This window comes from Duganella phyllosphaerae (assembly GCF_001758785.1).
Lineage (GTDB): Bacteria > Pseudomonadota > Gammaproteobacteria > Burkholderiales > Burkholderiaceae_D > Rugamonas > Rugamonas phyllosphaerae.
Map to the genome: position 1 here is coordinate 17,796 of NZ_LROM01000128.1, position 10,809 is coordinate 28,604.

At 65.6% G+C, this 10,809-nt stretch carries 10 protein-coding genes; 6 read left to right on the forward strand and 4 right to left on the reverse strand.

The genetic code is table 11. The features are described from left to right. Positions 1-41: 41 nt before the first annotated feature. Together rsgA and DUPY_RS22115 are read right to left on the reverse strand one after the other, a co-directional pair. Positions 42-959: a ribosome small subunit-dependent GTPase A gene (gene rsgA, locus DUPY_RS22110; RefSeq protein ID WP_070251140.1), complete on the reverse strand. Its 918-nt coding sequence runs from the start codon at positions 957-959 to the stop codon at positions 42-44. Then, positions 956-2,239: a M48 family metallopeptidase gene (locus DUPY_RS22115; RefSeq protein WP_070251143.1), complete on the reverse strand. Its 1,284-nt coding sequence runs from the start codon at positions 2,237-2,239 to the stop codon at positions 956-958. Before DUPY_RS22115 ends, rsgA begins: the two co-directional genes overlap by 4 nt. 65 nt (positions 2,240-2,304) lie before the next feature. Here DUPY_RS22115 and orn point away from each other — a divergent pair, with 65 nt between their 5' ends. From orn to DUPY_RS22135, 4 genes are all read left to right on the forward strand, one after another. Continuing rightward, positions 2,305-2,901, forward strand: a complete 597-nt coding sequence (gene orn, locus DUPY_RS22120) for an oligoribonuclease (protein WP_026637844.1) — start codon at positions 2,305-2,307, stop codon at positions 2,899-2,901. A gap of 2 nt (positions 2,902-2,903) precedes the next feature. After that, on the forward strand, positions 2,904-3,917 hold the full coding sequence (locus DUPY_RS22125) for a DUF1176 domain-containing protein (RefSeq protein WP_229255462.1): 1,014 nt from the start codon (positions 2,904-2,906) through the stop codon (positions 3,915-3,917). A gap of 4 nt (positions 3,918-3,921) precedes the next feature. Next, entirely contained in the window at positions 3,922-4,950 is a 1,029-nt protein-coding gene (locus DUPY_RS22130) for a DUF1176 domain-containing protein (RefSeq protein ID WP_084640847.1), read from the forward strand. 75 nt (positions 4,951-5,025) lie between these two features. Further along, complete coding sequence (locus tag DUPY_RS22135) at positions 5,026-5,937, forward strand: alpha/beta hydrolase (protein WP_070251146.1); 912 nt, start codon at positions 5,026-5,028, stop codon at positions 5,935-5,937. Between the two features lie 12 nt (positions 5,938-5,949). Here the strand turns inward: DUPY_RS22135 and DUPY_RS22140 are convergent, their stop codons facing one another. Both DUPY_RS22140 and DUPY_RS22145 read right to left on the reverse strand, forming a co-directional pair. Beyond that, positions 5,950-7,281, reverse strand: a complete 1,332-nt coding sequence (locus DUPY_RS22140) for an Nramp family divalent metal transporter (RefSeq protein ID WP_141749642.1) — start codon at positions 7,279-7,281, stop codon at positions 5,950-5,952. 69 nt (positions 7,282-7,350) lie between these two features. Further along, positions 7,351-8,046 (reverse strand): UPF0149 family protein, encoded by a 696-nt coding sequence (locus DUPY_RS22145; protein ID WP_070251150.1) that lies wholly within the window; start codon positions 8,044-8,046, stop codon positions 7,351-7,353. A gap of 161 nt (positions 8,047-8,207) precedes the next feature. Here DUPY_RS22145 and DUPY_RS22150 point away from each other — a divergent pair, with 161 nt between their 5' ends. Both DUPY_RS22150 and DUPY_RS22155 read left to right on the forward strand, forming a co-directional pair. Then, on the forward strand, positions 8,208-9,224 hold the full coding sequence (locus DUPY_RS22150) for a serine/threonine protein kinase (RefSeq protein ID WP_371851813.1): 1,017 nt from the start codon (positions 8,208-8,210) through the stop codon (positions 9,222-9,224). Positions 9,225-9,343: 119 nt separating this feature from the next. After that, positions 9,344-10,809 (forward strand): coiled-coil domain-containing protein (locus DUPY_RS22155; protein WP_503826037.1); only part of this gene is annotated, 1,466 nt, incomplete at its 3' end.

A 10,809-nucleotide genomic window follows, 5' to 3' on the forward strand; every position in this document is an offset into this window, starting at 1 on the left:
CCGCAAATGCGGCCCGCGCGCATGTCGCTATTACTATGGAATCAATACAGGGTCTGCGACGACTCGTGCAGCAACTGGCCGTACAGCGTGTGGCGCATGCGCGCGATCTTGCCTTCCGCCACAGCCTCCAGCACCGCGCATTGCGGTTCGATCAGGTGGCGGCAGTTGTAAAACTTGCAGTGGCCGAGGTAAGGCGCGAATTCGACGAAGGCGCGTTCGAGCATGCCCTCTGTCAAATGGTAGAGGCCGAATTCCTGGAAACCGGGCGAATCGATGATGGCCGTGCCGGCACCGAGCTCGGGCAGCTGGTACAGCCGGGTGAAGGTGGTGGTGTGCTTGCCGGTGTCGAGCGCGGCCGAAATTTCGCGCACGGCGATGTCGGCGTCGGGCACCAGCAGGTTGATCAGCGAGGACTTGCCCATGCCGGACTGGCCGATCAGGATCGACGACTGGCCGGCCATCAGCGGCTGCAGGATCTGCACCGCTTCTTCGGGGCGGGCCGTGGCCGATACTTCGTGCACCGGGTAGCCGAGCGATCCATAGGCCGCCACCCGTTCACGCGTGCGCGGCAGCGCCGCCGCCACGTCGGTTTTATTGAGGATCAGGTGGGCCTTGATGCCGGCTGCTTCGGCCGCCACCAGCGAGCGCGAAACCAGGTCGTCGGCAAAGCCGGGCTCGGTGGCCACCACGATGAACAACTGCGTCAGGTTGGCGGCCAGCAGCTTGGACTTGTACTGGTCGGAGCGGTAGAGCAGGGTGCTGCGTTCTTCGATCTTGTCGATCACGCCCTGGTCGTTGGACGTGGTGGTGATCTGCACGATGTCGCCGACGGCGACGTTGGTCTTCTTGCCGCGCGTAACGCATTGCAGCTTGCGGCCATCGGCTTCGGCCAGGTAGTGGCGGCCGTGGGCGGCGATGATGGTCGCCGTCAGTTTTTGTTGGAGTTTTGGGTTGTTCATGAGGCCGCAGCCATGGTCGGATGTTGATGCAGTTGTCGAATCCGCACGCTCGCCGGCGGGTGCGTATCGTAGAAGGCCGAGTGCAGCGGATCGGGAGTGAGGGTGGAAGCGTTGTCTTCGTACATTTTTACCAGCGCCGACACCAGGTCGCGCGCATCGGTGTGCTGGGCGGCAAAGGCGTCTGCCTCGAATTCGTGCTTGCGCGAGCTGATCGAGGTCAGTGGTCCGAACAGGAATGTGAACACCGGCAGCACCAGCATGAACAGCAGCAGCACCATGGCGTCGTTGGTCTGGCCGGGCAGGGCCAGCGGATCGACGCCGAGGCCGGTGTAGAACCACACCTGGTTTTTCAGGTAGCCGAGCAGCGCCAGGAAGCCGAGCGAAATGGTAAAGATCATCACGATGCGCTTGACGATGTGCTTGAGCTTGAAGTGGCCGAGTTCGTGCGCCAGCACCGCCTCGATCTCGTGCGGTTGCAGGCGCGAAAGCAGGGTGTCGAAAAACACGATGCGCTTGTGGGCGCCGAAGCCGGAAAAATAGGCGTTGCCGTGGGCGCTGCGCCTGGAGCCATCCATCACGAACAGGCCCTTGGAGGCAAAGCCCACGCGCGTCATCAGGCCTTCGATGCGGTCCTTGAGCGACTGGTCGGCCAGCGGCGTAAACTTGTTGAATAGCGGCGCGATCACGGTGGGGAACAGCACCATCATCAGCAACTGGAAGCCGCTCCACACCAGCCAGGCGTAGAACCACCACAGCGCGCCCGATTTATCCATCAAGGTGAGCACCACCCACACCAGCGGCAGGCCGATGGCCGTGCCCAGCGCCGCGCCCTTGAGCAGGTCGGCGAAGAACAGGCCGCGCGTCATCTTGTTAAAGCCGAAGCGCTGTTCGAGCTTGAACTGTTTATAGTAGTCGAACGGCACGTCGATCACGCCCGAGATCAGCGCGAACGCGGCCAGCAGCGCCAGTTGATAGACCATGCCGGGGCCGGTGAACTGGTAAATTTGCACGGACAGCCATTGCAGGCCGCCAAACAGGGTGAAACCGATCAGCACCACGGTGTTGACCAGCAGCGCCAGCAGGCCGAACTTGGTGCGCGCCACCGTGTAGTCGGCAGCCTTCTGGTGGGCGGCAAGCGGGATGCGTTCGGCAAATTCGGGCGGCACGGCGTTGCGGTGCGCCAGCACGTGGCGGATCTGGCGCGAGGCCAGCCAGAAGCGCACGATCAGCGTTAAAACGATGAAAGACACAAACAAAATCGAAAACGCGAGGGTATACATTCTATGCCTGTGAGAAAATGGCGGATTCGGATTACTATCGGCTCACTTCAAGCCAAGAGAGAATTATGTCACAAGCTAATGATTTGCCAGAAGGTTCCGCCCCGGCGGTGATCACCCCGCGCCAGAACGAGATGAACCTGGTCTGGGTCGACATGGAAATGACCGGCCTGGAGCCGGACACCGACCGCATCATCGAAGTGGCCGTGATCGTCACCGACATGCACCTGAACGTGCTGGCCGAAGGCCCGGTACTGGTAATCCACCAGAGCGACGAAGTGCTCAACGGCATGGACGCCTGGAACAAGGGCACCCATGGCCGCTCGGGCCTGATCGACAAGGTCAAGGCGTCCACCGTGACCGAAGCGCAAGCCGAAGAGCAGATCATCGCCTTCATGAAGCAGTGGGTACCGAAAGGCAAAGCGCCGATGTGCGGCAACACCATCGGCCAGGACCGCCGCTTCATGGTGCGCTACATGCCCAAGCTCGAAGCGTATTTCCATTATCGCAACATCGACGTCTCGACCCTGAAAGAACTGGGCAAGCGCTGGGCGCCGGCCATGGTCTCCGGCTTCAAGAAGCACCAGATGCATACCGCGCTGGCCGACATCGTCGAATCGATCGAAGAGCTCAAGTACTACCGCGAGCACTTCATCAAGCTGTGATGATGAAAACTGCGCACCTGTCGGCGCTGGCGCTGGCACTCATCGGCGGTATTGCTCATGCCGGCCATTTCACGTTCAAGGACTGGGAAGTGGCGTGCGATAACACGCGTCGCTGCGAAGTGGCCGGTTACCAGAAAGAGGAAGCGCAGGAGCCGGTAGTGCTGGCGCTGTCGCGCGATGCTGGCGCCACGGCGCCCGTCAAGGCCAGGTTCAGTCCCTATGCCCAGGATGTGGACAAGCTGGGCGTCTTGACCGTGCAGGTCGGCCAGACCACCGTGCGCGGCCTGCGCGCCGACGAGGACTTGACGCCGGAACAGGTGGACAAGCTGCTGCCGCTGCTGCTCAACGCCGAGTCGGCCAAGATCAGCGCTGGCAAGCGCTCGTGGACCTTGTCGCTGGCCGGCATCAAGGCTGCGCTGCTCAAGCTCGACGACGTGCAGGGCCGGGTGGGCACGCCCACCGCGCTGGCCATGCCCGGCGCCAAGCCGGCCAGCGCGGCGCTGCCGCCGTTGCCCGCGCCCCAGGTAAAACTGCTGCCGGCCTTTGCCACCCGCAAGGAAGACGCGCAACTGCTGCCGCTGATCGTCAAGACGCTCAAGCAGGGCGGTTGTGCAGACCCGGTCGATATCGCCGAGAGCGATCGCCAGAACGAGCTCTATCGGCTGTCGGCCAAGCAGGTGCTGCTGGTGCTCGAGTGCGGTCGCGGCGCCTACCAGTCCAGTTTCGAGCTGTGGACTGCCAGCGACAAGGCGCCATATGCACCGAAGAAGGTCAAGCTCCCCGATCCCGCGAGTACGACCGGCAGCTACCTGCTCAACCCCGGTTTCGAAGGCAGCCGGTTGTCGAGCTACGCCAAGGGGCGCGGCATCGGCGACTGCGGCAGTTCGGCCGAGTGGGGCTGGACGGCCACCGGCTTCCAGCTGATCTCGGCATCGTCCGGGCAGCTGTGCCGAGGGCTTCCCGGCGGCTTCCCGCTGCAGGACTACACGGCCACCGTCATCAGTGCCGGCAAATAAGTCAGTGATCAAGACCCTCTGGCCGGCATTGCTGTTCGCACTCGTCTGCGGCGCCGCCCATGCCAGTCACCAGGTCTTCAAGGACTGGGAAGTGGCGTGCGATAACACCCGCCGCTGCGAGGCGGCCGGATACGAGGCCGAAGATGCACCGGCGCCGGTAGTGGTGTCGCTGCTGCGCGAAGCTGGCGCCGCAGCGCCCGTCAAATTGCGGTTGATGCCGTATGCGAACGACGAGGTTGTCGCTGGCTCGCTGACGGTGCAGGTCGGGACAGCCATCCTGCGCGGCTTGCCGGCCGGGACGGAGCTGCCGCCCGAGCAGGTGGCGCGTTTGCTGCCGCTGCTGCGCGACGCCGATGCCGCACGCATTGCCGACGGCAAGCGCGAATGGATCCTCTCGCTGGCCGGCATCAAGGCGGCACTGCTGCGGATCGACGACGTGCAGGGGCGGCTCGGTACGCCCACCGCGCTGGTCAGGCCCGGCACCAGGCCAGTCGATACCGTCCGTGCGCCGGTGCCGGTGGTGCCGGTGGTGCCGGTGGTGCGGTTGCTGCCGGTCGCAGCGCCGCGCCAGGATGACCGGCGCCTGCTGCCGCTGATCCTGGCGACGCTCAAGAATGACGGCTGCGAGGACCCGATCGACTTCGATGGCGGCGAGCGCGATAACGAGATCCACCGCCTGTCCGCCAGCCAGGTGCTGTTGATACTCCAGTGCACACGCGGCATCTACCAGTCCGGCTTTGCAGTGTGGATCGCCAACGACAAACCACCTTATGCACCGCAACCGGCCAGGCTGCGCGATGCCCTCGGCCGCGAGCAGCCGTTGGTGCTGGAAGCCGCGTTCTACAACAACGAACTGACCAGCATAGGCAAGCGCCGTGGCCTCGGTGACTGTAACGTCAAGGCCAGTTGGGGATGGACCGCCGCCGGTTTCCAGCTGGTCGAAGCGTATTCCTCCGAACTGTGCCGCGCCATTCCCGATGGCTACCTGCTGCGCGACTACACCGCCACCATGGTTCGCCCGGCCAGCCGGTAATTCCGTGCATCAGCGCACTGTGCCGTAGGCTGCCGCGCTGTAGAGTTAGGGTATTCCAACCAATCCCGACTATCCATGCCGCGCATCTCCCGCACTGTCGTCATTACCCTGGTGCCCGTGCTGCTGGCGCTGGGCCTGGCCGCCTGTTCGCCGCTGGGGACGCTCAACGCGCTGACCCCGGGCGGCCAGTCCGAACGCACCGAGGGCCTGTCCTATGGCGACAACCCGCGCCAGAAACTCGATGTGTACCGGCCGCTGATCGCGCACGGCACGGCGCCGGTGGTGGTGTTCTTTTATGGCGGCAACTGGGTCGCTGGCGAGCGCGCCGACTATGCCTTCATCGGCCGCTCGCTGGCCGCGCACGGCATCGTTACCGTGGTGGCCGATTACCGGCTGTACCCGGAAGTGCGCTATCCCGATTTTTTGAAAGATGCGGCGCAGGCGGTGGCCTGGGCCAGGCGCCACGCGGCGCAATACGGCGGCGACCCGCAGCGGCTGTTCGTGATGGGCCACAGCGCCGGCGCCTACAACGCCGCCATGGTGGCGCTCGACCCGCGCTGGCTGGCTGCGCACGGCATGACGCCAGCCGACGTGCGCGGCTGGATCGGCCTGGCCGGCCCATACGACTTCCTGCCGATCGAAAACCCCACCACCAAGCCGGTGTTTCACTTCCCGGACACGCCACCCGATTCGCAACCGGTGCGCCACGTGTCGAAGCAGTCGCCGCCAGCCCTGCTGATCGCCGCCAAAAGCGACAAGCTGGTCAACCCGCAACGCAACACCGGCCGCCTGGCCCAGGCGCTGCGCGCGCAGCAGGTACCGGTCACGGAACTGTATTACGACCGCGTCAGTCACACCACCCTGATCGGCTCGGTCGCCGCGCCACTGCGCTGGCTGGCGCCGACGCTCGATGATGTGGCGGGGTATGTGTTGGCGGCGGAAGCCGCAGTGCCAGTACCAGCGCCAGCAGCAGTCACCGCGCCCTGAGGTCTGGTCAGATCACCCAGCCACCGCCTGCCACACCAGCCAAACGTTCGCCGCCGAAATCACCACGAACAGCAGCCACGCCAGCGCGGTGGTCCACCAGGCGTTGACGAAGTCGCCCATGATGCGGCGTTGCGAGGTCAGGCTGATCAGCGGATACATGGCGAACGGCAGTTGCAGGCTCAATACCACCTGGCTCAGCACCAGCAATTTCCCCACCGAGTGTTCGCCCAGCGTCAGCACGCCGATCATGGCCGGGATCAGCGCCAGGCCGCGCGTGATCAGGCGCCGCTGCCAGCACGGGATCTTCAGTTTCAGAAAACCTTCCATGATTACCTGGCCGGCAATCGTCCCGGTGAAGGTGGAGCTCTGGCCGGAAGCGAGCAGCGCCAGGCCGAACAATATCGCTGCCAGCGCGGTGCCGGCCACGGGCGCCAGCAACTGGTAGGCGTCGTCGATGTCGAGCACGCGCGTGTTGCCGGGTTCGTAGAACGCGGCAGCGGCCACCACCAGGATCGCGCCGTTGATCAATAACGCCAGCAGCAGCGAGACGATGGTGTCGATACGGGCCAGGCCGATCGCCTCGCGTTTGGCAGCCGGGGCGGCGGAGACCACCCGCGTTTGCACCACCGACGAATGCAGGTACAGGTTGTGCGGCATGACGGTGGCGCCCAGGATGCCGATGGCCAGGTACAGCGGCTCGCGCTGCGCCAGGGTTTGCATCGACGGGATCAGGCCGGCTGCCACCGCCTGCCAGTCGGGTTTGACAAAAATGAGTTCGGCCACCAGGCACACGGCCACCGTCAAAATCAGGCCCAGCACGATGGCCTCGATCTGGCGGAACCCCTTGCCCTTCAAACCGAGGATGATCAGGGTGTCGAGCGCGGTCAGCGCCACGCCCACCGGCAGCGACACGCCGAGCAGCAGCTTGAACGCCAGCGCGCAGCCCAGCACCTCGGCCAGGTCGCAGGCGATGATGGAAATCTCGGCAAAGCCCCACAGGGTTTTGGCCACCGGCGGCTTGTATTGTTCGCGGCAATGCACGGCCAGATCCTTGCCGGTGACGATACCGAGGCGCATGCTCAGGCATTGCAGCACGATGGCGGCCAGGCTCGATAGCACCACCACGTACAGCAACTGGTAGCCGAACTGCGAGCCGCCCTGGATCGCCGTGGCCCAGTTGCCCGGGTCCATGTAGCCGACCGAGACCAGCAAGCCGGGACCGGCAAAGCGCAGGACTTTTTTCCAATAGGGATCGCCCGCCGTGACCGCGACGGTCCCGGCAACTTCGGACGGACAGAACGGCGCAGTGGCCGTCGTGGGGAGTTTGAAAGGCAGGGAGAACATGGGCATCCTGGAGAAGAAGCCCGATTTTACTGGAACGGGCAGGGCCGTGACCCTACCCGAACGGAATAGTTATTCCGCCGCGCCGTCGTTACCGTGGCATTTCTTGTACTTCTTGCCGCTGCCGCAAGGGCATTCGTCGTTGCGGCCCACTTTCGGCTCGTCGCGCTTGACGGTTTCGACGGCGGCCTTGCGGCGCGGTACCCAGAACTTGTGGATGGCCGGCAGGTTCGCTTCCAGTTCCAGCGCCAGCTTGTGCGCCTTGACCGGGTCTTCCACCAGCGCCAGTTCGTCTTCCTCGATTTCGTCCGCGCCCAGCAGGTAGATCGGTTTCATCAGTTCCGGCAGTTCGGTGAAGATGGCGTCCCACGAACCGGGACGCAGGTCCATGCCTTCCCAGAAGCCCCAGCACCAGGCTTCGGCGTCGATCAGGGTCTGGCCTTCGTGCTCGTGCTCGACAAACAGCGCTTCGAACTCTTTCGGCGCCACTTCGAACGTCACCAGCACTTCGTTCATGAAGCGCATGATCAGTTCGAGAATGCGTTCCTCTTCCTTGGCGTGCTTGAAGGTCGGCACGTCGGTGTCTTCCTTGCCCCAGACTTTTTTCAGCCACTCGGCCGGCATCACGGTTTCCGGGCCGATGGCGATCGCGGTCAGGTAGCCGTGCAGGATGTCCATCGTCATCGCATCTTCGGGGCTGCGGTCGGAGAGCAGGAAACTGTCGAGTTCGTCGAATTCTTTGTCGCTCAGGGGCTGGTCGAGTTGCATTTTTTATCTTTCTGGTGCTTTTACTTGGAAGGCGCCAGTATACACGCCGCGCCACGTACAATGACGCCATGAGCCAAGAAACCCCCAATACACACTACGACGACGAGGACGAAGCTGCCGACGCGGCCGCCGACGCCCGCGCCGCCGCACTGGCCGCCGCCATGGCCGACGCCCACGACGGCGGCGTTGCCAAAGGTGCGGCCGCGCCGCACCCGTACGCCGCCCTCAACCCCGAGTGCGTGCTCGATGCGCTGGACAGCATCGGCCTGCGCGGCGACGGCCGCCTGCTGGCGCTCAACAGCTACGAAAACCGCGTGTACCAGGTCGGCATCGAAGACGGCAAGCCGCTGGTGGCCAAGTTCTACCGCCCGGGCCGCTGGAGCGACGCCGCCATCCTCGAGGAACACGGCTTTACCGAAGAACTGGCCGCGCGCGAAATTCCCGTGGTGCCGGCGCTGGCCGTGCAGGGCGCCACGCTGCACCACTTCAACGGCTTCCGCTTTGCCGTGTTCACTCGCCACGGCGGCCGCGCACCCGAGCTCGATGCCCCGGACGTGCTGGAATGGACCGGCCGCTTCATCGCCCGCATCCACGCCGTCGGCGCCATCCAGCCGTACCAGCACCGCCCGGCGCTCGACATCGCCACCTTCGGGGTCGAGCCGTGCGAGTTCCTGCAAACCAACCGCTTCATTCCGGCCGACCTGGCCGAAGCCTACGCCAGCATCTCGCAGCAGGCCCTGGATGGCGTGCGCCGCAGCTATGACCGCGCCGGCGACTTGCCGCAGCTGCGCCTGCACGGCGATTGCCACGGCGGCAACGTCTTGTGGACCGATGCCGGCCCGCACTTCGTCGATTTCGACGACAGCCGCATGGGCCCGGCCATCCAGGACCTGTGGATGATGTTGTCCGGTACCCGCGCCGACCAGGTGCGCCAGATGAGCGACATCCTGGCCGGCTACGAAGACTTCTGCGAATTCAACCCGCGCCAGCTGCACCTGGTCGAAGCGCTGCGCACGCTGCGCCTGATCCATTACTCGGCCTGGCTGGCCCGGCGCTGGGACGATCCCGCCTTCCCGGTGGCGTTCCCGTGGTTTAACACCCAGCAGTACTGGCAGGACCGCATCCTCGAGCTGCGCGAGCAGGTCGCCCTCATGGACGAGCCGCGGCTGCCCGTCTAACGACCGAAATAGCGGGTTTTTCCCGCTCTGCTTGCCATTCGGCCGGCTGCCTCGCTGTTCGATAATGACTGTTCAGAAGTCCCGGTGTGGATCGGGACATATCGTCAGCGAGAACCCTCATGCAAGCACAATTGGCCCCCATCGATACCGTCGAGATCGACAGCGCCACCTTCACGTCCCTGTCCGACACGCTGCCGAAGGTCACCTTGCACGACGAGCCGGCGCCCACCGTCAACGCGCCGCGCGCAGCCATGGAAATGAAGGCGATCCAGGAAGCCATCGCCCGCGTGGAAGCCGAAGCGAAAGCCGCCTGCGCCGCCGAAAACCGCGCCCACGCCGAGTCGCGCGCCCGTGCCCTGGCCGAAGACCGCGCCGCGATGGACGCCGCCGCCGCTGCCGCCGCCCAGCAAAACGCCCAGGCATCCGAAGACGCGATTGCCGCCAACCGCGACCGCCTCGAATCGCTGCGCGCCGCCGCCCAGGCCAGCGTGGCCCGGCTCGACGCCGTCAAGCAGGAAACCGCCGAACTGCGCGCCCGCGTGGAAGCGGACAACCTGATCCGCCAGGCTGCCGAACAGCGGGCCCGTGCCGAAAACGAAAGCCGCCTGCGCGCCTCCGAGCAGATCGCGGTCGAATCGGCGCTCGCCGCCCAGGCTGCGCGCGCCGCCGACGAACTGGAAGTGGAAACCGAACAGGCCCGCCTGCAGGCGGTCGAACGCGTGGCTGCGGTGCAGGCCGCCAAGGACCAGGTGGTGGGCATTGCCAGCGCCGACGCCCGCGTGGCCACCATGGCGCGCGAGCGCGAGCGCCATGCCCATTCGGCGCGCCAGACCGCGCAGATGCTGGCCGAAGCCGAAGCCGAAGCCCTCGACCTGACCGTGCAGCGCGAGCGCGCCGACAAGATCGCGCTCGAATCGGCCTTCAACCGCGCCGCCGCCGAAGTGCGGGCGCTGGAAGAAGCACGCGCGCTGGCCCACCTGGAGCAGGAGCGCGAGCAGATCGCCCTGGCCAAGGCCGAGTCGGACCGCAGCGCCGCCCAGTCGCTGCACCTGCGCCTGCAAACCGAAAAGGAAATCCGCGACGTGGCGCTCAACCGCGAACGGCTGGAAATGGTGGCCGCCGCCAGCGCCCAGGCCCGGCGCGAAGCGGACGCCCGCATCATGGCCGCCACCGAAGCGCGCATCGAAGCCGACAACCAGCTGCGCGCGGTGGCGCTGGCCCGGGTGCAGGCCGAGCAGGAAGCGGAACTCGACACCCACGCCAAGGTGGAAGCCGAAGCGCTGGCGCTGGACCAGGCCAAGCTGCGCCAGGCCAGCGATATCGCCGCCGCCGACGCGGCGCGCTTACAGGCACAGGAACACCAGCGCGCCGCCGCCCTGGCCGACGAGCGCACGCAACTGGCGCGCACCGCCACCGAGCTGGCCGCCAGCCAGAACCAGGCCGAAGAACAGGAAGCGGCCACGCTGGCGCTGCACGTCGCGGCGCAAGCACAAGCCAACGAGCTGTCCACGCAACGCGCCGCCCAGGCCCAGGCCGCGTTGCAAGCCGAACAACAACGCGCCGCCGACGAGCAGCAGGCGCTGAC

Excerpts from the sequence above, each read along its gene's own strand:
- DUPY_RS22140 (WP_141749642.1), bottom strand. The coding sequence starts at position 7,281 with ATGTTCTCCCTGCCTTTCAAACTCCCCACGACGGCCACTGCGCCGTTC.
- rsgA (WP_070251140.1), bottom strand. The coding sequence starts at position 959 with ATGAACAACCCAAAACTCCAACAAAAACTGACGGCGACCATCATCGCC.
- orn (WP_026637844.1), top strand. The coding sequence starts at position 2,305 with ATGTCACAAGCTAATGATTTGCCAGAAGGTTCCGCCCCGGCGGTGATC.
- DUPY_RS22145 (WP_070251150.1), bottom strand. The coding sequence starts at position 8,046 with ATGCAACTCGACCAGCCCCTGAGCGACAAAGAATTCGACGAACTCGAC.
- DUPY_RS22150 (WP_371851813.1), top strand. The coding sequence starts at position 8,208 with ATGGCCGACGCCCACGACGGCGGCGTTGCCAAAGGTGCGGCCGCGCCG.
- DUPY_RS22115 (WP_070251143.1), bottom strand. The coding sequence starts at position 2,239 with ATGTATACCCTCGCGTTTTCGATTTTGTTTGTGTCTTTCATCGTTTTA.
- DUPY_RS22125 (WP_229255462.1), top strand. The coding sequence starts at position 2,904 with ATGAAAACTGCGCACCTGTCGGCGCTGGCGCTGGCACTCATCGGCGGT.
- DUPY_RS22135 (WP_070251146.1), top strand. The coding sequence starts at position 5,026 with ATGCCGCGCATCTCCCGCACTGTCGTCATTACCCTGGTGCCCGTGCTG.